The 22,940-nt window shown below is 60.0% G+C and carries 22 protein-coding genes and 1 pseudogene; 11 read left to right on the top strand and 12 right to left on the bottom strand.

Annotated features, from left to right (window positions below; all coding sequences use genetic code 11):
- Nucleotides 1-162: 162 nt before the first annotated feature.
- The 4 genes from CGA21_RS01345 to dadA form a co-directional block, all read right to left on the bottom strand.
- Complete coding sequence (locus CGA21_RS01345; protein ID WP_110748166.1) at nucleotides 163-576, bottom strand: c-type cytochrome; 414 nt, start codon at nucleotides 574-576, stop codon at nucleotides 163-165.
- A gap of 182 nt (nucleotides 577-758) precedes the next feature.
- The gene (locus tag CGA21_RS01340) at nucleotides 759-1,307 is read right to left on the bottom strand and encodes a cupin domain-containing protein (protein WP_020797889.1); all 549 of its coding nucleotides are present in this window, start codon (nucleotides 1,305-1,307) and stop codon (nucleotides 759-761) included.
- Nucleotides 1,308-1,434: 127 nt separating this feature from the next.
- Nucleotides 1,435-2,508 (bottom strand): alanine racemase, encoded by a 1,074-nt coding sequence (gene alr / locus CGA21_RS01335; protein WP_110748169.1) that lies wholly within the window; start codon nucleotides 2,506-2,508, stop codon nucleotides 1,435-1,437.
- A gap of 119 nt (nucleotides 2,509-2,627) precedes the next feature.
- Nucleotides 2,628-3,932: a D-amino acid dehydrogenase gene (gene dadA / locus CGA21_RS01330; RefSeq protein WP_033044263.1), complete on the bottom strand. Its 1,305-nt coding sequence runs from the start codon at nucleotides 3,930-3,932 to the stop codon at nucleotides 2,628-2,630.
- 157 nt (nucleotides 3,933-4,089) lie between these two features.
- Between dadA and CGA21_RS01325 the strand changes: the two genes are divergently transcribed.
- Nucleotides 4,090-4,578: an Lrp/AsnC ligand binding domain-containing protein gene (locus tag CGA21_RS01325; RefSeq protein ID WP_003206849.1), complete on the top strand. Its 489-nt coding sequence runs from the start codon at nucleotides 4,090-4,092 to the stop codon at nucleotides 4,576-4,578.
- 38 nt (nucleotides 4,579-4,616) lie between these two features.
- Here the strand turns inward: CGA21_RS01325 and CGA21_RS01320 are convergent, their stop codons facing one another.
- A complete protein-coding gene (locus CGA21_RS01320; RefSeq protein ID WP_110748172.1) occupies nucleotides 4,617-4,970 on the bottom strand; it encodes a YkgJ family cysteine cluster protein in 354 nt (117 codons plus the stop codon).
- Between the two features lie 146 nt (nucleotides 4,971-5,116).
- Here CGA21_RS01320 and CGA21_RS01315 point away from each other — a divergent pair, with 146 nt between their 5' ends.
- On the top strand, nucleotides 5,117-6,430 hold the full coding sequence (locus CGA21_RS01315; protein WP_188263376.1) for an NAD(P)/FAD-dependent oxidoreductase: 1,314 nt from the start codon (nucleotides 5,117-5,119) through the stop codon (nucleotides 6,428-6,430).
- Nucleotides 6,431-6,570: 140 nt separating this feature from the next.
- Here the strand turns inward: CGA21_RS01315 and CGA21_RS01310 are convergent, their stop codons facing one another.
- A complete protein-coding gene (locus CGA21_RS01310; protein WP_110748177.1) occupies nucleotides 6,571-6,816 on the bottom strand; it encodes a DUF1127 domain-containing protein in 246 nt (81 codons plus the stop codon).
- Nucleotides 6,817-6,995: 179 nt separating this feature from the next.
- Here CGA21_RS01310 and CGA21_RS01305 point away from each other — a divergent pair, with 179 nt between their 5' ends.
- Together CGA21_RS01305 and CGA21_RS01300 are read left to right on the top strand one after the other, a co-directional pair.
- A complete protein-coding gene (locus tag CGA21_RS01305) occupies nucleotides 6,996-8,429 on the top strand; it encodes a PLP-dependent aminotransferase family protein (protein WP_020797895.1) in 1,434 nt (477 codons plus the stop codon).
- A 60-nt stretch (nucleotides 8,430-8,489) separates the two neighbouring features.
- Nucleotides 8,490-10,058, top strand: coding sequence for a phospholipase D-like domain-containing protein (locus CGA21_RS01300; RefSeq protein WP_110748180.1), 1,569 nt, complete (start codon nucleotides 8,490-8,492; stop codon nucleotides 10,056-10,058).
- Between the two features lie 79 nt (nucleotides 10,059-10,137).
- On the opposite strand, the gene CGA21_RS01295 is transcribed toward CGA21_RS01300, so the two are convergent.
- Both CGA21_RS01295 and CGA21_RS01290 read right to left on the bottom strand, forming a co-directional pair.
- On the bottom strand, nucleotides 10,138-11,280 hold the full coding sequence (locus tag CGA21_RS01295) for an MFS transporter (RefSeq protein ID WP_033044259.1): 1,143 nt from the start codon (nucleotides 11,278-11,280) through the stop codon (nucleotides 10,138-10,140).
- Between the two features lie 251 nt (nucleotides 11,281-11,531).
- Nucleotides 11,532-13,025 (bottom strand): aldehyde dehydrogenase, encoded by a 1,494-nt coding sequence (locus CGA21_RS01290; RefSeq protein ID WP_188263375.1) that lies wholly within the window; start codon nucleotides 13,023-13,025, stop codon nucleotides 11,532-11,534.
- A 233-nt stretch (nucleotides 13,026-13,258) separates the two neighbouring features.
- Between CGA21_RS01290 and CGA21_RS01285 the strand changes: the two genes are divergently transcribed.
- Nucleotides 13,259-13,621 (top strand): cupin domain-containing protein, encoded by a 363-nt coding sequence (locus CGA21_RS01285; protein WP_008054608.1) that lies wholly within the window; start codon nucleotides 13,259-13,261, stop codon nucleotides 13,619-13,621.
- Between the two features lie 70 nt (nucleotides 13,622-13,691).
- Here the strand turns inward: CGA21_RS01285 and rpmG are convergent, their stop codons facing one another.
- The gene (rpmG, locus tag CGA21_RS01280; protein WP_007894709.1) at nucleotides 13,692-13,847 is read right to left on the bottom strand and encodes a 50S ribosomal protein L33; all 156 of its coding nucleotides are present in this window, start codon (nucleotides 13,845-13,847) and stop codon (nucleotides 13,692-13,694) included.
- Between the two features lie 11 nt (nucleotides 13,848-13,858).
- Nucleotides 13,859-14,092 carry a 50S ribosomal protein L28 gene (gene rpmB / locus CGA21_RS01275; protein WP_003176907.1) on the bottom strand — a complete coding sequence of 78 codons (234 nt, stop codon included), beginning with the start codon at nucleotides 14,090-14,092 and terminating at the stop codon, nucleotides 13,859-13,861.
- A 445-nt stretch (nucleotides 14,093-14,537) separates the two neighbouring features.
- Between rpmB and CGA21_RS01270 the strand changes: the two genes are divergently transcribed.
- A complete protein-coding gene (locus CGA21_RS01270; RefSeq protein WP_188263374.1) occupies nucleotides 14,538-16,124 on the top strand; it encodes an ABC transporter substrate-binding protein in 1,587 nt (528 codons plus the stop codon).
- 114 nt (nucleotides 16,125-16,238) lie between these two features.
- Here the strand turns inward: CGA21_RS01270 and radC are convergent, their stop codons facing one another.
- Nucleotides 16,239-16,913: a RadC family protein gene (gene radC, locus CGA21_RS01265; RefSeq protein WP_110748189.1), complete on the bottom strand. Its 675-nt coding sequence runs from the start codon at nucleotides 16,911-16,913 to the stop codon at nucleotides 16,239-16,241.
- Nucleotides 16,914-17,049: 136 nt separating this feature from the next.
- On the opposite strand from radC, the gene coaBC reads away from it, so the two are divergent.
- The 4 genes and pseudogenes from coaBC to argB all read left to right on the top strand — a co-directional run bounded on the left by coaBC (nucleotide 17,050) and on the right by argB (nucleotide 21,222).
- Nucleotides 17,050-18,258 (top strand): bifunctional phosphopantothenoylcysteine decarboxylase/phosphopantothenate--cysteine ligase CoaBC, encoded by a 1,209-nt coding sequence (gene coaBC, locus CGA21_RS01260; protein ID WP_110748192.1) that lies wholly within the window; start codon nucleotides 17,050-17,052, stop codon nucleotides 18,256-18,258.
- Between the two features lie 5 nt (nucleotides 18,259-18,263).
- Nucleotides 18,264-18,719 carry a dUTP diphosphatase gene (dut, locus tag CGA21_RS01255; protein WP_008054604.1) on the top strand — a complete coding sequence of 152 codons (456 nt, stop codon included), beginning with the start codon at nucleotides 18,264-18,266 and terminating at the stop codon, nucleotides 18,717-18,719.
- A 176-nt stretch (nucleotides 18,720-18,895) separates the two neighbouring features.
- Nucleotides 18,896-20,299, top strand: a pseudogene (locus CGA21_RS01250) (phosphomannomutase/phosphoglucomutase); the annotation flags it as partial.
- A 17-nt stretch (nucleotides 20,300-20,316) separates the two neighbouring features.
- Nucleotides 20,317-21,222, top strand: coding sequence for an acetylglutamate kinase (gene argB / locus CGA21_RS01245; protein WP_020797904.1), 906 nt, complete (start codon nucleotides 20,317-20,319; stop codon nucleotides 21,220-21,222).
- 136 nt (nucleotides 21,223-21,358) lie between these two features.
- On the opposite strand, the gene pyrE is transcribed toward argB, so the two are convergent.
- Nucleotides 21,359-22,003, bottom strand: coding sequence for an orotate phosphoribosyltransferase (gene pyrE, locus CGA21_RS01240; protein ID WP_110748197.1), 645 nt, complete (start codon nucleotides 22,001-22,003; stop codon nucleotides 21,359-21,361).
- A gap of 82 nt (nucleotides 22,004-22,085) precedes the next feature.
- Here pyrE and CGA21_RS01235 point away from each other — a divergent pair, with 82 nt between their 5' ends.
- On the top strand, nucleotides 22,086-22,865 hold the full coding sequence (locus tag CGA21_RS01235; protein ID WP_008062840.1) for an exodeoxyribonuclease III: 780 nt from the start codon (nucleotides 22,086-22,088) through the stop codon (nucleotides 22,863-22,865).
- Nucleotides 22,866-22,940 lie beyond the last annotated feature (75 nt).

Raw genomic sequence — 22,940 nt, 5'->3', positions numbered from 1 at the left:
TCGCGATGGTCGTCAACGATGACGCTGGAAGCCTGATGCCCCGCGGCGTTTTCAGGTTTTTCGCGAGCATGCTCGCTCCTACAGGGGGCAGCGGCATTTAATGAAATTTCAGACACAAAAAAGCCGCTCGCGAGCGGCTTTTTCGCGAAAGAGGCGGACTGGTTACAGGCCGGACATCTCTTTGATGGCGCCCTTGAGGTCGTCGTCGGTGCAGTCGGCGCAGGTGCCTTTTGGCGGCATCGAGTTGATGCCGGTAATGGCTTTGGCCAGGATGCCATCGAGGCCGCCCTGGTGGTCGGCGCGCTCTTTCCAAGCGGCTTTGTCACCGATCTTCGGCGCGCCCAGCAGGCCGGTGCCGTGGCAAGCATTGCAATGCTTGGCAATGACATCTTTAGGTGCCTTGGCACCACCGCCGCCGCCAGCCGCAGCGGCGACTTCCATGCCCTTGCACTCTTGGCCCTGGACACAAACCTGGCCGACTGGCTCAAGGCGCTTGGCGATTTCGTCATTGGTCGCAGCTTGAGCGCTGACAGCCCAGAGGGCCAGTACGGTTGCTGGTGCGGCCAGCATTTTCATAATTAGATTCACGCGTTCACCCTCAATGGTGGCTAGTCACGCCTACGGCCACGGTTCGCAGGCGGGCGCAAGTATAGCGGTAAGCCCGCGACACTGAAACAACCCCAAAGTCGAAGGGGTCTTGTTGCGCAACGGTCAAACGGCTCGAGTGCCTCCGCCGTGCTGGCAGGACGCCTCTTTCCTTAAAAGTTCGCGGGTGTTGCTGCGCTGATTAGTCGCGCCGGCGCATCGAACGGATTACGGAAACGATGCGGCTTGGTACTTTCAAAGTAGTAGCTATCGCCAGCTTCGAGCACAAAAGTTTCAAGCCCAACCACCAGTTCCAGTCGCCCTTCCAGCAAAATCCCGGTTTCCTCGCCCTCATGGGTGAGCATCTCCTCACCGGTATCGGCGCCTGGCGGGTAGATTTCATTGAGGAATGCGATAGCGCGGCTCGGGTGAGCCCGGCCGACCAGTTTCATGGTCACTGCACCATCGGAAATATCGATCAGCTCGTTGGCTTTGTAGACGATCTGAGTCGGTATTTCCTGCAGGATTTCTTCGGAAAAGAACTCGACCATGGACATGGGAATCCCGCCCAACACCTTCCTCAGCGAACTGATCGAGGGGCTGACGCTGTTCTTCTCGATCATCGAAATCGTGCTGTTGGTGACGCCCGCGCGTTTGGCGAGCTCACGCTGGGAAAGACCTTTGAGCTTGCGGATTGATTGCAGTCGTTCACCGACGTCCAAGCTTGCGCCTCCAAGGATTCAGGTTGTTGGAATATTGAGCGTTATCATGGCGACAGCGTTCAGTATTTACAACACCTTGACCTGAATCCTGTTCGGCGAGGCGACTTCCGGTCTGGGCTGCTTTGCCCTAGCTCCCGGAATAGAGCATTGGCACCCGACGCAGGTTGCAGAAGATCTGGTACGGAATCGTGCCGGCGGCGATGGCCACGTCGCTGGCGAGGATGTTTTTGCCCCATAACTCGACGATCGAGCCCAGGCCTGCTCGTGGAATGTCAGTCAGATCGACGCACAGCATGTCCATCGACACCCGGCCGATCAACTGGCTGCGTTGCCCGGCGACCAATACTGGCGTACCGGTCGGCGCCAGCCGCGGATAGCCATCGGCATAACCCATGGCCACCACGCCAACGCGCATCGGCTTCTGGGTAATGAATTTGGCGCCGTAGCCGATCGGCTCTCCAGCGGGCAATTCACGGACGCTGATCACCTTCGACTCAAGGGTCATCACCGGTTGCAGGCGCGAAGCCACGGCGTTGGCTTCCTCGAACGGCGTGGCGCCGTACAGCATGATCCCCGGGCGAACCCAGTCACTGGGAATCTGCGGCCAACCCAGCACCGCCGGGGAATTTCGCAGGCTGACCTCGGCCGACAATCCCTGACGCGCCGCTTCGAAGACCGCGACCTGCTCGACACTGGCCTGGCAGTTCAATTCGTCGGCACGGGCGAAGTGACTCATCAGCACAATCTTCGCCACTTTCCCGCTGGCCAGCAGCCGTTGATAGGCTGCCTGATAGTCCTTCGGATGCAGGCCGACGCGGTGCATGCCCGAGTCGAGCTTGAGCCAGACCGTGATCGGCTTGCTCAATGCAGCTTTCTCGATCGCTTCGAGTTGCCACAGCGAATGCACCACGCACCAGAAATCATGCTCGACGATCAACGGCAGCTCATCGGCCTCGAAAAAACCTTCAAGCAGCAACACCGGCGCGCGAATGCCCGCCGCCCGCAACTCCAGGGCCTCTTCGATGCACGCCACGGCGAACCCGTCCGCCTCGGCTTCCAGCGCCTGGGCACACCGTACCGCGCCATGGCCGTAGGCATCGGCCTTGATCACCGCAAGAGCACGGGCACCCGTGACTTCACGGGCGATCTGGTAATTGTGACGCAGGGCTTGGAGGTCGATCAGGGCACGGGCAGGACGCATGGCGGCAGACTTCTGGTCGGTCGGTTAATAAAAAACCGGCGCTGCGGGCGGCGATAACCGCCAGTAGCACCGGGAGAGGGATCTCGCATTATCGCTTTCGCAGCGCGCCTAGCGTGGACTCACTGGTGAGCCGGCGCTGGATTGACATGTTTTGCAGGCTCCTGACGGTTGCTGCCATACCGGGAGATATCCAGCCCTTCAGCACTGATCTGCGGCTTTTTCTTGGCCATCAGGTCGGCCAGCAAGCGGCCAGAGCCACACGCCATGGTCCAACCGAGGGTACCGTGACCGGTGTTCAGGAACAGGTTCTTGAACGGGGTAGCGCCGACAATCGGCGTGCCGTCCGGCGTGGTCGGACGCAGGCCGGTCCAGAAGCTGGCCTCGGCCAGATTGCCGCCCTGAGGATAAAGGTCGTTGACGATCATCTCCAGGGTTTCGCGCCGACGCGGGTTGAGCGACAGGTCAAAACCGGCGATTTCCGCCATGCCGCCAACGCGGATACGGTTGTCGAAACGGGTGATCGCGACTTTGTAGGTCTCGTCGAGAATGGTCGAAGTCGGGGCCATAGCCGGGTTGGTGATCGGCACGGTCAGGGAGTAACCCTTGAGCGGATACACCGGCGCCTTGATGCCCAGCGGCTTGAGCAATTGCGGCGAGTAGCTGCCGAGTGCCAGCACGTAGCGGTCAGCGGTTTCCAGCTTGCCATCGATCCACACACCGTTGATGCGGTCACCGGCGAAGTCGAGGCTCTGAATGTCCTGGCCAAAGCGGAATTGCACGCCAAGGTTAGTGGCCATCTCTGCCAACTTGGTAGTGAACATCTGGCAGTCGCCAGTCTGGTCATTCGGCAGGCGCAGGGCACCGGCGAGGATGTCCGTCACATTGGCCAGGGCCGGCTCGACGCGGGCAATGCCTTCGCGGTCAAGCAGTTCGAACGGCACGCCGGACTCTTTCAACACGGCGATGTCTTTTGCAGCGCCATCGAGCTGAGCCTGGGTGCGGAACAATTGCGTAGTACCCAGGCTGCGGCCTTCGTAGGCAATACCGGTTTCGGCGCGCAGTTCGTCAAGGCAGTCACGGCTGTACTCGGACAGGCGGACCATGCGCTCCTTGTTCACCGCGTAGCGGCTGGCGGTGCAGTTGCGCAGCATCTGTGCCATCCACAGGTACTGATCGATGTCGGCAGTGGCCTTGATCGCCAGGGGCGCATGGCGCTGCAGCAGCCATTTGATAGCCTTGAGCGGCACACCCGGCGCGGCCCACGGCGAGGCATAGCCCGGCGAGACCTGCCCGGCGTTGGCGAAACTGGTCTCCATGGCAGCAGCCGGCTGCCGGTCCACTACCACCACTTCAAACCCGGCGCGTGCCAGATAATAAGCACTGGTGGTACCGATGACGCCGCTACCCAAGACCATAACGCGCATTTTCATTTCCCTCATCGCGGCTAACCGCTGACGTTTGTTGTTCAAAGCTTCGGATGTGCGCAGTGTAAAAAAGATTTGCCAGTGCTTTTCACTATATAAGCGCCTATATTTGGCGACAATTCTCGGCAAAAACCCTTTTCACGGAGGCGCATCCCCTATGCGTACCAACACTCAAACCAAACGTGAGCTGGACAAGATCGACCGCAATATCCTGCGGATCCTGCAAGCGGATGGGCGCATATCGTTTACCGAGCTTGGGGAAAAGGTCGGGCTCTCGACCACGCCCTGTACCGAGCGGGTGCGGCGCCTGGAGCGCGAAGGGATCATCATGGGCTACAACGCCCGGCTCAATCCGCAGCACCTCAAGGGAAGCCTGCTGGTGTTCGTCGAGATCAGCCTCGACTACAAGTCCGGCGACACCTTCGAAGAATTCCGACGCGCCGTGCTGAAACTGCCCCACGTCCTGGAGTGCCACTTGGTATCAGGCGATTTCGACTACCTGGTAAAGGCGCGGATATCGGAGATGGCCTCGTACCGCAAACTGCTGGGCGACATCCTGCTCAAGCTGCCGCATGTGCGCGAATCAAAGAGCTATATCGTGATGGAAGAGGTGAAGGAGAGTCTGAACCTGCCGATTCCGGATTGACTCGACATGGATCGTTCCCAGGCGGAGCGTGGGAACGATCAAACAAGAACCTGCCGGGTGCTGGCCATGTATTCATGGATCTGCTTCTCGACCCGAGGGTGAATCAGCTCTACCGGCCGCCGCCCATTGGGGCATGGCAGTGTTTTAGTAGTGCCAAACAACCGACAGATCAGCGGCCGTTCGTCATACACCGTGCAGCCGTTCGGCCCCAGATGGACGCAGTTGAGTTCATCCATCGCCGCATCCTGCTCGGCGCGGCTCTTGCGTGGCAGGCGGGACATTTCCTCCGGCGAGGTTGTTACCGGACCACAGCAGTCATGGCAGCCGGGGACGCACTCGAACGAGGGAATCTGCTGGCGCAACGTGCGAATTTTCTGACTGTTGCAGCTCATCCAAACTATTACCGATCTCGAAACAGAGGCAGATTCTGACTTAAAAATCCCCAACCAGACAGCACCGAGCGACCAGTGTTGCCCGCCTTCGAGGTCCGGCTTATGCTCCGTCGAATTTTCCAGACACACCCATCAGGATCACGCACATGAATGGCCGTGCCCAGCAGCCTGCCCCGAATCACCGGCACACCGCCTCCTATTACGCCGCCAGCAGCCTGCCTCAGCCTGACTATCCGGTGCTGTCCGGCGAACAGATGGCTGACGTTTGCGTGGTCGGTGGCGGTTTCTCCGGGTTGAACACAGCACTGGAACTGGCGGAACGCGGCCTGAGCGTGGTGCTGCTGGAAGCCCATAAAATCGGCTGGGGCGCCAGCGGCCGCAATGGCGGGCAGTTGATTCGCGGGGTCGGCCATGGCCTTGATCAGTTTGCCAGCGTGATCGGCGCCGACGGTGTACGTCAGATGAAGCTCATGGGCCTGGAAGCCGTAGAAATCGTCCGACAGCGGGTCGAGCGTTTTCAGATCCCCTGCGACCTGACGTGGGGTTACTGCGACCTGGCCAACAAGCCCCGTGATCTCGAAGGGTTCGCCGAAGACGCCGAAGAATTGCGCAGCCTTGGCTACCGCTACGAAACCCGTCTGCTGCAACCCCATGAAATGCACACCGTGGTGGGCTCCGACCGCTACGTCGGCGGTTTGATCGACATGGGTTCCGGGCATCTGCACCCACTGAACCTGGCGCTGGGCGAAGCCGCCGCCGCCCGGCAACTGGGCGTGAAACTGTTCGAACAGTCGGCCGTCACGCGCATCGACTACGGCCCCGAGGTCAAGGTGCACACCGCCACAGGCTCGGTCCGGGCAAAGACGCTGGTACTGGGTTGCAACGCCTACCTCAATGAGCTCAATCCCGAACTCAGCGGCAAGGTGTTACCCGCCGGCAGCTATATCATCGCCACCGAACCCTTGAGCGAAGAACGGGCCCACGCACTGTTGCCGCAGAACATGGCGGTCTGCGATCAGCGGGTGGCGCTGGATTACTATCGACTCTCCGCGGATCGCCGCCTGCTGTTCGGCGGTGCCTGCCATTACTCAGGGCGGGACCCGAAAGATATCGCCGCCTATATGCGGCCAAAAATGCTGGACGTCTTCCCGCAATTGGCCGACGTGAGGATCGATTATCAGTGGGGCGGGATGATCGGTATCGGCGCCAACCGTCTACCGCAGATCGGGCGACTCAAGGATCAGCCGAATGTGTATTACGCCCAGGCATATTCCGGTCACGGGGTGAACGCCACGCACCTGGCGGGCAAGCTGCTGGCCGAGGCCATTAGCGGGCAGCACAGCGGTGGCTTCGATCTGTTCGCCCAGGTGCCGCACATTACTTTCCCCGGCGGTAAGCATTTGCGCTCGCCGTTGTTGGCGCTGGGGATGTTGTGGCATCGGCTCAAAGAGTTGGTCTGATCGTTTGGTTTCGGCTCACCGGGCCTCTTCGCGGGCAAGCCCGCTCCCACAGGAGCCGCGTCGTACAAAACATCTGTGACCGACGCGGTCCTTGTGGGAGCGGGCTTGCCCGCGAATGGATCGAATGAACACCGCAATGTTCAAACTCTCCAGAAAGGCTTAAGCCCCTCCTCCCGCGCCTGCTCACGCGTCAGCCCGACATCCTTGAGCTGAGCGGGTGTCAATTCCAGTAATGCCTTGCGCGTGTGCAGACGACGCCAGAACCGATCCCAGCGCTTCAGGCCTGATGGCGCGCCGCGCATGTCCGCCTCGCGCGCTCCGTGCTCCTGCCCTGCCGTCAGCTCCTGACTGTGTAACGTCAGCCGCACATCGCTCAAGCCATTCATTTTGATTGCTCCTGTTTACTTGGGTAGCCAGAGCTTTCATGATGCGTGGACGGCGAAAAGCATTACAGATTCAACCAAACTGTATTATCTCCATACAGATTTAACGCTGCAGGTACTGAATCCTGATTTTTTGCTCCATCTGTACCGGTCAATCCCACGACCTCAGACGAGACTGCACCATGACTCTCTACGTCAACCTCGCCGAACTGCTCGGCACGCGAATCGAACAAGGCTTCTATCGCCCCGGTGACCGACTGCCGTCGGTGCGCGCGCTGAGTGTTGAACACGGCGTCAGTCTGAGCACGGTGCAGCAGGCTTATCGCGTGCTGGAAGACAGCGGACTGGCCACACCAAGGCCTAAATCCGGATATTTCGTGCCGGTCAGCCGCGATCTGCCCGAACTTCCAGCGGTCGGTCGCCCGGCTCAGCGGCCGGTAGATATTTCCCAATGGGACCAGGTGCTGGAGCTGATCCGAGCGGTACCGCGCAAGGATGTGGTGCAACTGGGTCGCGGCATGCCGGACATCACAACGCCGACCCTCAAGCCACTGCTGCGCGGCCTGGCGCAGCTCAGCCGCCGACAAGACATGCCCGGCCTGTATTACGACAACATCCACGGCAATCTGGAACTGCGCGAGCAGATCGCCCGGCTGATGCTCGATTCCGGCTGCCAACTGGCCCCCGGCGACCTGGTGGTAACGACTGGCTGCCACGAGGCGCTGTCCACCAGCATTCGTTCGATCTGTGAGCCAGGCGATATCGTGGCCGTGGATTCGCCGAGCTTTCATGGCGCCATGCAAACCCTCAAGGGCCTGGGGATGAAAGCCCTGGAAATCCCCACCGACCCGCTCACCGGGATCAGCCTGGACGCACTGGAACTGGCATTGGAACAGTGGCCGATCAAGGCCATACAGTTGACCCCCAACTGTAACAACCCGCTGGGCTATATCATGCCGGAGTCGCGCAAACGCTCACTGTTGACGCTTGCACAGCGCTTTGACGTGGCGATCATCGAAGACGATGTGTATGGCGAGCTGGCCTACAGCTATCCGCGTCCGCGCACCATCAAATCCTTCGACGAAGACGGTCGTGTCCTGCTGTGCAGTTCGTTTTCCAAGACCCTCGCCCCAGGCCTGCGTATTGGCTGGGTCGCGCCGGGACGCTATCTGGAGCGCGTGCTGCACATGAAATACATCAGCACCGGTTCGACCGCGCCGCAGCCACAGATTGCCATCGCCGAGTTTCTCAAGGCCGGTCATTTCGAACCGCATTTGCGGCGCATGCGCACGCAATACCAGCGCAATCGCGACGCGATGATCGATTGGGTCACGCGGTATTTCCCCGCAGGCACCCGCGCCAGCCGCCCGCAAGGCAGTTTCATGCTGTGGGTCGAATTGCCGGAAGGCTTCGACACCCTGAAACTCAATCGCGCCTTGCACGATCAGGGCGTACAGATTGCCGTCGGCAGCATCTTTTCTGCCTCGGGCAAGTACCGCAATTGCCTGCGCATGAACTACGCTGCCAAACCAACAGCACAGGTTGAAGAAGCTGTGCGCAAGGTCGGCGCCGCTGCCATTCAACTGCTGGCGCAAACCAACGGGCTGACTGACTGACCTTTCTGCGCAAACTAGCGTCCATATACCAACATCTGCCGCCAATCGGAACGGTCCCACGTGAGAATCAGACAGCCCCTGCTAGCTCTGGTGTTACTTGCTTCGTTCCTTGGCGGCTGCGCCAGCCTCGACGTGCAGCGCGAACAAAGCCAGGCGCTGCCAGCGAGCGCTTCGGCATTTGGCCGTTCGGTCCAGGCCCAGGCGGCTCCCTATGAAGGGAAATCCGGGTTTCGCCTGCTATCGGACAGCACCGAAGCCTTCACCGCCCGCGCCGAACTGATCCGCAACGCCCAAGGCAGTCTCGATTTGCAGTACTACATCGTGCATGACGGCGTCAGCACGCGAATGCTGGTGGAGGAATTGCTCAAGGCCGCCGACCGCGGGGTGCGTGTGCGCATCCTGCTCGACGACACCACCAGTGACGGCCAGGACGTCACCATCGCCACGCTTGCAGCGCATCCGCAGATCCAGATTCGAGTGTTCAACCCTTTGCACCTGGGGCGAAGCACCGGCGTAACGCGGACCATGGGCCGCTTGTTCAACTTGTCACAACAACATCGGCGCATGCACAACAAGCTGTGGCTGGCGGACAACAGCATGGCCATCGTCGGCGGGCGTAATCTGGGTGACGAGTATTTCGATGCCGAACCCAATCTGAATTTTACCGACATCGACATCCTCGGCGTCGGCCCGGTCGCGGAGCAGCTCGGGCACAGTTTCGACCAATACTGGAATAGCGCCCTGAGCAAACCGGTCGAACAGTTTCTGTCGAGCAAACCGACCGCACAGGACCTGAAAAATACCCGGACCCGACTGGAAGAATCCCTGGAACAATCACGCAAACAGAACCATGCGCTCTTTCAGCAGTTGAGGAAGTTTGCCACGGACCCGCGCCTGGATACCTGGCGCAAAGAGCTGATCTGGGCCTGGAACCAGGCGTTGTGGGATGCACCGAGCAAAGTGCTTGCGGACGGCGAGCCAGACCCGCACCTGCTGCTGACCACCCAATTGGCGCCCGAACTCGATGGCGTCAGTAAAGAACTGGTGATGATTTCCGCTTATTTCGTGCCCGGTCAGCCGGGCCTGGTGTATCTGACCGGCCGCGCCGATGCCGGCGTGTCGGTGAGGTTGCTGACCAATTCATTGGAGGCCACGGACGTACCGGCGGTGCATGGCGGCTACGCCCCGTATCGCAAAGCGTTGCTGGAGCATGGCGTACAACTCTTCGAACTGCGCCGCCAGCCCGGCGATGAAAGTGGCAGCGGACCGCGCCTGTTTTCCAGCAGGTCCTATGGCGAGTCTGACTCCAGCCTGCACAGCAAGGCGATCATCTTCGACCAACAGAAATCCTTCATCGGTTCATTCAACTTCGATCCGCGCTCGGTACTGTGGAACACCGAAGTCGGCGTGCTCGTGGACAGCCCGGAACTCGCGGCCCGCGTGCGCGCGCTGGCATTGGAAGGCATGGCACCAGCCCTGAGTTATCAGGCACGGCTGGAGAATGGCCACGTGGTATGGGTGACCGAAGACGACGGCAAGATGCACACCCTGACCGAAGAGCCGGCCAGTTGGTGGCGACGATTCAATGCCTGGCTCAGCACTACAGTGGGACTGGAGCGCATGCTTTAAAAGATCCGAGCGTTCGGCAGTCCTGCCACTGAAATGCGATCGCCTGCAGGCGCTGCCGAAAAATTTCGATCTTTTGATCTTATGCTGGCTGTACCGCGCCAAATGCCCCTTGGCGCGAGAGCAGAATCACCAGGCCAAACGCTCCCGCCGCCATCAGCAATGGCAACGCGTGCCCGCTGATCCACTGGCTGCCAGCACCGGCGATCAACGGCCCGAGCAGGCAACCGATGCCCCACAACTGTGCGATGTGGGCATTGGCTCGGACCAGCGCATCGTCGCGATAACGCTCGCCAATCAGGATCAGCGACAAGGTAAACAGCCCGCCAGCACTGGCGCCGAACAGCACCCACAGCGGCCAGATCATCAGAGTGTCGATCAGCAGCGGGATCGCCAGGCTCGACACCAACAGGACTACCGCGCACCAGGTGAACAATGCTCGGCGCGACATCCGGTCCGCCAGCGCGCCGATGGGCAATTGCAGCAAAGCATCCCCCACCACCACCGTGCTGACCATCGCCAGGGCGATTTCCGTGGTGAAGCCCTGGCGCAGGCAATACACCGGCAGTAACGTCAAGATCATCGCTTCGAACGCCGCGAACAGCGACACCGCCCAGGCAATCGCCGGCAGGCCACGGCAGAAAGTCAGCAAATCACCGAAGGTCACGCTGCAGGCCTCGCTACTGGGCGCACCACTGCGGCCCAACAACAGCAACGGTGCCGCCACCAGCAATCCGACGCCAACCCAGAAGCCATAATCGTGCTGGGTGCCCAGGACGCCCAGCAGTATCGGCCCAGCCAATTGGCTCAACGCATAACTACTGCCGTACAGCGCCACCAGCCTCCCGCGCCACTCTTCGACCACCAGTTGGTTGATCCAGCTCTCACCGAGGATGAACACCAGGGTCAGAACCACGCCGATCAACAAGCGCAGCACCAGCCAGATCGGATAGCTGGGCAACAATGCCAGCAGGCCGATGGACACAGCCCCACCCCACAAACACAAGCGCATCAGATTGGCCGTGCCCAGGCGCGCTGCCAGGTGACTGGAAATCTTCGCGCCTAATAAAACACCAATGGCCGGCATCGCGGCCATTACGCCGATGGCAAACGAGCCGTATCCCCAGCTTTCCAGGCGAAACGACACCAGCGGCATGCTGACACCCAGGGCCAGGCCGACACTCAAGACGGACGCCAATACGGCGAAATACGTCGCCCAACGCATGTTCCACGCTCCTGTGGATAATTTTTGTACAGCACAAAACATTGTGGGAGCGAACCTTTGTGGCGAGGGGATTTATCCCCGTTGGGTCGCGAAGCGGCCCCAAAACCTGCAACAGCGGCGTATCGATACACCGCTTGCACTGGCTTTGCGACTGCTTCGCAGCCGAACGGGGATAAATCCCCTCACCACAAAGGCTCGCTCCCACAGGGGATCTGCGTTGAGCCCCGGAATGCACCGGGGCTCGTGTCACATTACAACTTGATCCAGGTCGCCTTCAGCTCGGTGTACTTGTCGAACGCATGCAGCGACTTGTCGCGACCGTTGCCGGACTGCTTGAAGCCACCGAACGGCGCCGTCATGTCGCCACCATCGTACTGGTTGACCCAGACGCTACCGGCACGCAATGCGCGGGCGGTCAGGTGAGCCTTGGAAATGTCGGCAGTCCACACCGCGGCGGCCAGGCCGTAAGGCGTGTCGTTGGCGATGGCGACGGCTTCTTCGGCGCTGTCGAAGGTGATGACCGACAACACTGGCCCGAAGATTTCTTCCTGGGCGATTTTCATCGCGTTGCTTACGCCGTCGAAAATGGTTGGCTCAACGTAGGTGCCCCCCGACTCCTGAAGCGTGCGCTTGCCACCGGCCACCAGTTTGGCGCCGTCGGCATGACCAGACTCGATGTACGACAGCACGGTGTTCATCTGCTGGGTATCGACCAGCGCACCGACATTCGTCGCCGGATCCAGCGGGTTGCCTGGCTTCCAGGTCTTCAGGGCTTCGATCACCAGCGGCAGGAATTTATCCTTGATGGAGCGTTCCACCAGCAGGCGCGAACCAGCGGTGCAGACTTCGCCCTGGTTGAACGCGATGGCGCCCGCAGCAGCTTCGGCGGCTTCTTGCAGGTTCGGTGCATCGGCGAACACGATGTTGGGACTCTTGCCACCGGCTTCGAGCCAGACGCGCTTCATGTTCGACTCGCCGGAGTAGATCAGCAGTTGCTTGGCGATCTTGGTCGAACCGGTGAATACCAGGGTGTCGACATCGTTGTGCAGGGCCAAGGCCTTGCCGACGGTGTGACCGTAACCCGGCAGCACGTTAAGCACACCTTTCGGAATACCGGCTTCGACGGCCAGGGCAGCGATGCGGATGGCAGTCAGCGGGGATTTTTCCGACGGTTTGAGGATCACCGAGTTACCGGTGGACAGCGCCGGGCCGAGTTTCCAGCACGCCATCATCAACGGGAAGTTCCACGGCACGATGGCACCGACAACACCGACTGGCTCGCGAGTGACCAGACCCAGCTGATCGTGCGGGGTTGCCGCCACTTCGTCATAGATCTTGTCGATGGCTTCGCCGCTCCAGCTCAGGGCTTGCGCCGCGCCAGGAACGTCGATGTACAGGGAGTCGCTGATCGGCTTGCCCATGTCCAGGGTTTCAAGCAGGGCCAGCTCTTCGGCGTGCTGTTTCAGCAGGCCGGCGAATCGAATCATGGTGGCTTTGCGCTTGGTTGGCGCCAGGCGCGACCACACACCGGAATTAAAGGTGGCGCGGGCGTTTTCAACAGCGCGCTGGGCATCGGCGGCGTCACAGCTGGCGATCTTGCCCAGCAGGCGGCCATCGACCGGGCTGATGCACTCAAAGGTCTCGGAGGAGACGGCATCGGTGTATTCACCATTGATGTAGGCGCGGCCTTCGATCTTCAGATCGCGAGCGCGTTGCTCCCAGTCGGCACGAGTCAGGGTGGTCATGCGAGTGTCCTCCTCTTGTTGAATACGACACCCGCGTTCTTCGCGGGCGCTGTCAGGAATTCTGCCGGCCAGCCTGCTTACGGCCGAAGGCAACCACCACCCTAAACCAGCGGCAGGTGAAGTTTCAATATATTTGACACAACACCGGCAAACGGCCTTGCGATGTTCATTTTAATAAACATAGACTTTGGCTCTTTCAACCACTCGCGTCGCAATCACGGGGGAATACAACAATGAGCATCCAGAACATCGTCGACTTCAGCCAGGCCACCACTGCCGTCGAACGCTATCGCCCAGACCCGGCGAAAGTCCTCAAGGGCGATCCCGAGCAAGCCGTGTACAACCACTACAACAGCCCTTGCGGTCAGCTGAATGCCGGTGTGTGGGAAGGCGCGGTCGGCCAGTGGTTGGTGAATTTCACGGAGCACGAATACTGCGAAATCGTCCAGGGTGTGTCTGTGCTGCGTGACAACGACGGCAACAGCAAAACCGTACGCGCGGGCGATCGCTTCGTGATCCCGGCCGGCTTCCGCGGCACTTGGGAAGTGCTGGAGCCTTGCCGCAAGATCTATGTGGCGTTTGAACAGAAGGCCTGACTTTTTGCAGGCAACAAAAAAGGCCCGTATCTTGCGATACGGGCCTTTTTCGTAAGTCGGGAAAAATCAATTACTTGATTTTGCCTTCCTTGTAGATCACGTGCTTGCGAACAACCGGATCAAATTTCTTGATCTCGATTTTGTCCGGGGTAGTACGCTTGTTCTTGTCGGTAGTGTAGAAGTGACCAGTACCGGCGCTCGAAATCAAACGAATCAATTCACGCATGATTAGCTCCCTTAGATCTTGCCAGCAGCGCGGATTTCGGCCAGCACGACAGTGATGCCACGCTTGTCGATGATACGCATGCCTTTGGCAGATACGCGCAGACGCACGAAACGTTTCTCTTCTTCAACCCAGAAGCGGTGATGCTGCAGGTTCGGCAGGAAACGACGACGGGTTTTGTTGTTTGCGTGGGAAATGTTATTCCCAGTTACCGGACCCTTACCGGTAACTTGACATACTCTAGACATGCCTCAGCCCTCTAAAACCACATGCCCAACCCGGCATGGGTTGGCCGCTTAATCTCTAGTCATTGTGGCGCCAGGCGCCGCGATTCTTTAGAGGTCTTACCGGCTACACCTACAGTGAAGGAACCGGGCCCCTAGAAAAGAGCGCTGCTTTATACCAGAAAGACTGGAGAGCAACAACATTCGGTGTGCGTTGAATTGATAAAAACCCCATTTTTCAGGCGCCAGACGCCTTGGATCAAGGCTATCGTCGCTTGCGACCGCTCGTCGCAGAGAATCTTCCCGACAGGCCAATCCAGCGCTTTCCAACCAGTGCTCACCCGAATCGATCGCCTATAGTCCCCTGAAAACGAAAAAGGGGATAGTCATTTGCAATCCAGCCCACTAGGGTAAGCCTTTTCCAGACTGCACTTGCAGATGGGCCTTCGATCTGTAAAGGAACCCGACCATGCGCCTCGCTGCCCTACCGCTGTTGCTTGCCCCGCTCCTGCTGGGCCCACAGGCCTACGCCGCCGCCCTGAGCGTCTGCACCGAGGCCAGCCCCGAAGGGTTCGATGTGGTGCAATACAACTCGCTGACCACCACCAACGCCTCGGCCGACGTGCTGATGAACCGCCTGGTAGACTTCGACACGGCCAGCGGCAAAGTGGTCGCCAGCCTCGCAGACAGCTGGGAGGTCACGCCGGATGGCCTGACCTACATCTTCAAGTTGCACCCCCAGGTGAAATTTCATCGCACCGACTACTTCAGCCCCACGCGCGAACTGACTGCCGAGGACGTGAAGTTCAGCTTTGACCGCATGCTCGATCCGGCCAACCCATGGCACAAAGTCGCCCAGAGCGGCTTTCCCCATGCTCAGTCGATGCAATTGCCCGCACTGATCAAGAAGATCGACGCACTTGACCCCCTGACCATTCGTTTCACCCTGGATCACCCGGACTCCACCTTCCTCGCCACCCTGAGCATGGGCTTCGCCTCGATTTACTCGGCCGAGTACGCTGACAAGCTGATGAAAGCCGGCACGCCGGAAAAGCTCAACAGCCAACCGATCGGCACTGGCCCGTTCGTTTTCACGCGTTTCCAGAAGGACGCCACGGTTCGCTACAAAGCCAATGCCGAGTACTTCGGCGGCAAGCCCTCGGTCGACCCGCTGATCTTTGCCATCACCCCTGACGCCAACGTGCGCTTGCAGAAACTACGCCGCAATGAATGCCAGATCGCCCTGTCGCCCAAGCCTCTGGATGTCCAGGCGGCGCTGAAGGAGCCGACGCTGAAAGTCGAAAAGACTGACGCCTTCATGACCGCCTTCGTTGCCATCAACAGTCAACACCCGCCTTTGGACAAACCCGAAGTGCGCCAGGCGATCAACCTCGCCTTCGACAAGGCCAACTACGTCAAGGCCGTGTTCGAAGACACCGCCGAACCTGCCAACGGCCCCTACCCGCCCAACACCTGGAGCTATGCGAAAACATTGCCGGGGTACTCGAATGACATCGAGAAGGCCAAGGCGTTGATGGCCAAGGCCGGGCTCAAGGAGGGTTTCCAGACTACGATCTGGACCCGGCCTTCCGGCAGCCTGCTGAACCCTAACCCGAGTCTCGGCGCCCAAATGCTGCAGTCCGATCTGGCGGAAATCGGCATTCAAGCCGAAATCCGCGTGATCGAATGGGGCGAGCTGATTCGCCGCGCCAAGGCCGGCGAACACGACTTGCTGTTCATGGGCTGGGCGGGTGACAACGGTGACCCCGACAACTTCCTCACGCCGCAGTTTTCCTGCGCAGCCGTCAAGTCCGGCACCAACTTTGCGCGCTATTGCAACCAGGACCTGGACAAGTTGATCAGCGCCGGAAAGACCACCGGTGAGCAAGGCGTGCGCACCAAGCTCTACGAACAGGCACAGACGCAGATCCAGCAACAGGCGTTGTGGCTGCCCCTGGCGCATCCGACCGCCTTCGCCCTGACCAGCAAGAGTGTCGAGGGATACTCGGTCAGCCCGTTTGGGCGACAGGATTACTCGAAGGTCAACATCAAATAGGCCACTTCATCACAAAACACTGTAGGAGCAGGCTTGCTGGCGAATGAGGCCAGCAAGTTCGAAATTTGAGTGTACCGACGCTATCGCCAGCAAGCCGGCTCCTACAGATCGGGGTCACATCCAACCGTATTCGGCCATCGATAGCGGGCTGCCATCGCCAATGATGAAATGGTCGAGCACCCGCACATCGATGAGGTCCAGCGCCTTCTGCAGGCGCTTGGTCAGCATCCGGTCAGCCTGACTGGGGTCAGTATTGCCCGACGGATGGTTGTGACAGAGGATCAGTGCCGCAGCATTGTGAGCCAATGCACGCTTGACCACTTGCCGCGGGTGAACGCTGGTGTTGTCGATCGAGCCGCGAAACAGCACCTCAAACGCCAGGACCTGATGCCTGGAGTCGAGAAACAGGCACCCAAACACCTCGTGGGGCTCATGACGCAGCATCGACTTGAGGTATTCACGCACCGCCTGCGGGTTTTCCAGGGCCGATTTTTCGCGCGCACGCTCGGCCAAGTGGCGCCTGCTCATTTCCTGAGCAGCCTGCAACTGCGCGAATTTCGCCGGACCGAGCCCCAATTGCTTGCTGAACGTTTCCTGGTCGGCCTCCAACAGCAAACGCAGGCTGCCAAATTGATTCAACAGGTGTCGCGCCAGATCGACGGCACTTTTACCCACCACGCCAGTTCGTAAAAATATCGCCAGCAACTCGGCGTCCGAAAGACTTCCCGAGCCCTGTTCAAGCAACCTCTCCCGCGGCCGTTCCGAAGCCGGCCAATCGCGAATACTCATAGCACCTCCCTGTCTGTGGGCGCCGCTGTTCCGTAGCGGTCGCTGTGATATCGTAGCCCATCTTTTTTGCGGGCGATTTCACTCCTGGGGAGGGGGTATCGCAACGCAGTCATCAACGAAAATGAAAGGCAGGCCTATGCAGCGGCTGTATCGGAAACGCATTGTTCTGGGCGTCGGCGGCGGTATCGCTGCCTACAAGAGCGCCGACCTGGTTCGCCGCCTGATCGATCAGGGCGCGGAAGTGCGCGTGGTCATGACCCGTGGCGGCGCTGAATTCATTACTCCGCTGACCATGCAGGCCCTGTCCGGGCATCCAGTGCACCTGGACCTGTTGGACCCGGCGGCCGAAGCGGCGATGGGCCACATTGAGCTGGCCAAATGGGCCGATCTGGTGCTGATCGCACCCGCCACCGCGGATTTGATCGCGCGCCTGGCCCAGGGTATTGCCGATGACCTGCTGACTACGCTGGTGCTGGCCACCGACGCAGTGGTGGCCGTCGCTCCGGCGATGAACCAGGCCATGTGGCGCGACCCGGCCACCCAGGCCAACCTGCAAACTCTCGAAAGCCGTGGCATCAAGGCCTTCGGTCCAGCTTCGGGCAGCCAGGCCTGCGGCGACGTCGGCCTGGGGCGCATGCTCGAAGCGACGGAGCTGGCTCAATGCGCGGCAGACTGCTTCCAGCGCCAGGCACTGACCGGCAAGCACGTGCTGATCACCGCCGGCCCAACCCAGGAAAACATCGACCCGGTGCGCTACATCACCAACCACAGCTCCGGAAAAATGGGCTTTGCCCTGGCCGAAGCGGCGGTTGAAGCCGGCGCCCGCGTAACCCTGATCACGGGCCCGGTGCATCTGCCGACCCCGGACCGTGTTACGCGCATCGACGTAGTCAGCGCCCGCGACATGCTCGCCGCGTGCGAAGCGGCGATTCCTTGCGACCTGTTTATCGCCTCGGCAGCGGTCGCGGACTACCGCCCAGAAGTCGTCGCACCACAGAAACTCAAGAAAGATCCTACGAACGGCGACGGCTTGTTGCTACAAATGGTGCGCAACCCGGACATCCTGGCCAGCATCGCTACACGCCCCGACCGACCATTCAGTGTCGGTTTCGCCGCCGAAACCGAACACCTGCTCGACTACGCTGCCCGCAAGCTGAAAGACAAGAACCTCGATTTGATCGTCGCCAACGACGTCGCCAACCCGAGCATTGGCTTCAACAGCGAAGAAAACGCCTGCAGCGTAATCGACCGTGAACTTCACGCCACACTCTTCGCCCAGACCAGCAAGAGCAAGATTGCTCGCCAGCTGATCACTTTTATCGCCGAACGTCTGAACCAGGTTTAATTTACATGCACGCTTTGCAAGCCAAGATCCTCGACCCCCGCATCGGTACCGAATTCCCGCTGCCACAGTACGCCACGCCAGGTTCCGCCGGCCTCGACCTGCGCGCCATGCTGGAGCAGGACATCGTGATCAAGCCGGGTGAAACGGTACTGATCCCCACTGGCCTGTCGATCTACATCGGCGACCCGAACCTGGCGGCGCTGATCCTGCCGCGCTCCGGCCTGGGCCATAAACACGGCATCGTCCTGGGCAACCTGGTCGGGCTGATTGACTCCGACTACCAGGGACCGCTGATGGTCTCGTGCTGGAACCGTGGCCAGACCGACTTCACCATGGCCGTCGGCGAACGCCTGGCGCAACTGGTGCTGGTGCCGGTGGTGCAGGCGCATTTCGAGATGGTTGAAGAGTTCGTCGAAACCCAGCGTGGTACCGGCGGCTTCGGTCATTCCGGCAGCCACTGATACGTTCTCTATACGCCTGAATCAATGGATTGAACGGCCCAAAAGCCGCTCGCGTTGCTGGCATGGCCTTTTCGCACCACGAACTCTGCGCGAAAAACGCCGTCATACCTTTCAGTTTAAACCTGTCGACGACTTTTTCGCAGGCCGGGTCCAGCCACTTTCAAGATGGAGCATTTCCCCAGATGAGCACCCCTGTACGCGTTGCACCCAAGTTCCCCGACAGTATTTTCCGTGCCTATGACATACGCGGCACCGTCCCGGAATTTCTCAACGCCGAAACGGCTTACTGGCTCGGTCGCGCCATTGGCGCCCAGAGCCTGGCCCAGGATGAACCGAATGTATCCGTTGGCCGTGACGGGCGCCTGTCCGGCCCCGAGCTGGTTGAACAGCTGATTCAAGGTCTGGCCGACAGCGGTTGCCACGTCAGCGACGTCGGCCTGGTGCCAACGCCCGCGCTGTACTACGCCGCCAACGTGCTGGCCGGCAAATCCGGGGTGATGCTCACTGGCAGCCACAACCCAGCGAACTACAACGGCTTCAAGATCGTCATTGCCGGCGATACCCTGGCCAATGAACAGATCCAGGCCCTGCATGACCGCCTCAAGACCAACAACCTGAGCAGCGGCAAGGGCAGCATAACCCGGGTCGAGATCCTTGATCGCTACACCACCGAAATCGTCCAGGACATCAAACTGGCCCGCCGCCTGAAAGTCGTGGTGGACTGCGGCAACGGTGCCGCCGGCGTCATCGCCCCGCAATTGATCGAAGCGTTGAACTGCGAAGTCATCCCGCTGTTCTGCGAGGTCGATGGCAACTTCCCCAACCATCACCCGGACCCGGGCAAGCCTGAAAACCTCGTCGACCTGATCGCCAAGGTCAAGGAAACCAATGCCGATATCGGCCTGGCTTTCGACGGCGACGGCGACCGCGTCGGCGTGGTGACCAACACTGGCAGCATTGTTTTCCCGGATCGCCTGTTGATGCTGTTCGCCCGTGACGTGGTGGCGCGCAATCCGAACGCCGAAATCATCTTCGACGTTAAATGCACTCGCCGCTTGATCCCCCTGATCAAGGAGTACGGTGGTCGTCCACTCATGTGGAAAACCGGTCATTCGTTGATCAAGAAGAAAATGAAACAATCCGGCGCCCTGTTGGCCGGCGAAATGAGCGGGCATATCTTCTTCAAGGAGCGCTGGTTCGGTTTCGACGACGGCATTTACAGCGCCGCGCGGTTGCTGGAGATCCTCAGCAAGGAGAAATCTACGGCCGAAGAGTTGTTCGCGACCTTCCCGAACGATATTTCTACGCCGGAAATCAATATCCATGTGACCGAAGAGAGCAAATTCAGCATCATTGATGCATTGCACGACGCGAAGTGGGGCGAAGGCGCCGACCTGACCACCATTGACGGCGTGCGAGTCGACTATGCCAAAGGCTGGGGCCTGGTTCGCGCTTCCAACACCACACCGGTGCTGGTCCTGCGCTTCGAGGCCGATGACGAGGCAGAACTTTCGCGCATCAAGGACGTTTTCCACGTCCAGTTGAAGCGTGTTGCACCTGATCTCCAACTACCGTTCTGATTCACCCGGAGCCCTGAATGACCCTCGAACGCGAAGCCGCCGCCAACACCGCCAAGGTCCTGTCCGAAGCGCTGCCTTACATTCGCCGCTATGTCGGCAAGACACTGGTGATCAAATACGGCGGCAACGCGATGGAAAGCGAGGAGCTGAAAACCGGCTTCGCCCGCGACATCGTGTTGATGAAGGCCGTGGGCATCAACCCGGTCGTGGTTCACGGCGGCGGCCCGCAAATCGGCGATCTGCTCAAGCGCCTGTCGATCGAGAGCCACTTCGTCGACGGCATGCGCGTTACCGATGCCGCTACCATGGACGTGGTCGAGATGGTCCTCGGTGGCCAGGTCAACAAGGACATCGTCAACCTGATCAACCGTCATGGCGGCAGCGCCATTGGCCTGACCGGCAAAGACGCCGGGCTGATTCGTGCGAAAAAACTGACCGTCACCCGCCAGACTCCGGAGATGACCCAACCGGAAATCATCGACATTGGCCAGGTGGGCGAAGTGGTCGGGATCAACACCGAGTTGCTGAACCTGCTGGTCAAAGGCAACTTCATCCCGGTGATCGCGCCAATCGGCGTCGGCGAGAACGGCGAGTCGTACAACATCAATGCTGACCTGGTGGCCGGCAAGGTCGCCGAAGCGCTGAAAGCCGAGAAGCTGATGCTGCTGACCAACATCGCCGGCCTGATGGACAAGGCGGGAACGGTCCTGACCGGCTTGACCACCCAGCAAGTCGACGACCTGATCGCCGACGGCACCATCTATGGCGGCATGCTGCCAAAGATCCGTTGTGCACTGGAAGCGGTTCAGGGTGGCGTGGGCAGCTCGCTGATCATTGACGGTCGGGTACCGAATGCGATTCTGCTGGAGATCTTCACCGATACCGGCGTGGGCACCCTGATCAGCAATCGCAAGCGTCCGTAAGCGATAGCCACACAAAAAGACCCCTGTAGGAGCGAGCATGCTCGCGATGGACGCCAGAGCAACGCGGGCTACCAGAAAACCCCGCGTTTTCGTTGACGTTCTTCGCGAGCAGGCTCGCTCCCACAGGGTCCGGGTGTTAAACGCCGAATTGGGCGCGGTAGGCTTCCACGGCTGGCAGGTGCTGCTTGAGCTGCGGATCGTCAGCCAGGAACTCGAGCACCTGGTTCAGCGAAACGATGCTGATCACCGGAATACCGAAATCACGCTCCACTTCCTGGATCGCTGACAACTCACCGTTGCCACGCTCCTGACGGTTCAGGGCGATCAGCACGCCGGCCGCCTTGGCGCCCTCCTGGGAGGCGATGATCTGCATCACTTCACGGATCGCGGTGCCAGCGGTGATCACGTCGTCGATGATCAGCACATTGCCGGTCAGCGGCGCGCCGACCAGGCTACCGCCTTCACCATGAGCCTTGGCTTCCTTGCGATTGAAGCACCATGGCAGGTCACGACCGTGATGCTCGGCCAATGCCACTGCAGTGGTCGCCGCCAAAGGGATCCCTTTGTAGGCCGGACCGAACAGAACATCGAAGCCAATGCCGCTTTCGGCAATGGCTGCAGCGTAGAAACGACCCAGCTGCGCCAGGGCCGAACCCGAGTTGAACAGGCCCGCATTGAAGAAGTAAGGACTGGTGCGCCCGGACTTCAGGGTGAACTCACCGAAGCGCAAAACGCCGCGATCGATGGCAAAACGAATGAAATCGCGCTGATACGCTTGCATGAAAAAAACCCCAAATACCACGGATTTAGCTAATTAGGTTGACGCCGTGTATCATACACGCACGCGATTTTTGGGGCCATTTATGCGGATCATCAGTGTGAACGTCAATGGTATTCAGGCTGCAGTCGAGCGAGGTTTGCTCAGTTGGCTGCAGGCACAGAATGCCGACGTCATCTGCCTGCAGGACACCCGTGCCTCCGCCTTTGAACTGGACGATCCAGCCTTCCAACTGGATGGATACTTCCTTTATGCCTGCGACGCCGAAGTTCCCGCCCAAGGCGGCGTGGCTTTGTACTCGCGGTTGCAACCGAAGGCTGTCATCAGCGGTCTCGGTTTCGAGACGGCAGACCGCTACGGGCGCTACCTGCAAGCAGATTTCGACAAAGTTAGTATTGCAACCCTGCTGCTTCCTTCCGGGATGAACGGCGATGAGGACTTGAACCAGAAGTTCAAGCTCATGGACGACTTCGCCAAGTACCTGGACAAGCAGCGGCGCAAACGCCGCGAGTACATTTATTGTGGCTCGCTGTATGTGGCGCAACAGAAGCTGGACATCAAGAACTGGCGTGACAGCCAGCAATCCCCGGGCTTCCTGGCGCCTGAACGCGCCTGGATGGACGAGATTGTCGGCAACATGGGTTACGTCGATGCCCTGCGCGAAGTCAGCCGTGAAGGCGACCAGTACAGCTGGTGGCCGGATAACGAACAGGCCGAAATGCTCAACCTCGGCTGGCGCTTCGATTACCAGATCCTGACCCCGGGCCTGCGCCGCTTCGTACGCAGCGCGCGCCTGCCACGTCAGCCACGGTTCTCGCAACACGCGCCACTGATCGTGGACTACGACTGGACGCTGACCATCTAAGTGTCAGATGCAAAAAAGCCGACAGCGATGTCGGCTTTTTTGTGGGCGATTAGTTTTCTGTGGGAGCGAGCATGC

The sequence above is a fragment of the Pseudomonas sp. PSB11 genome (genome assembly GCF_014596605.1).
GTDB lineage: Bacteria > Pseudomonadota > Gammaproteobacteria > Pseudomonadales > Pseudomonadaceae > Aquipseudomonas > Aquipseudomonas umsongensis.
Note: the sequence above shows the minus strand (reverse complement) of the source record. Positions and strands in the feature narration are given on the sequence as shown.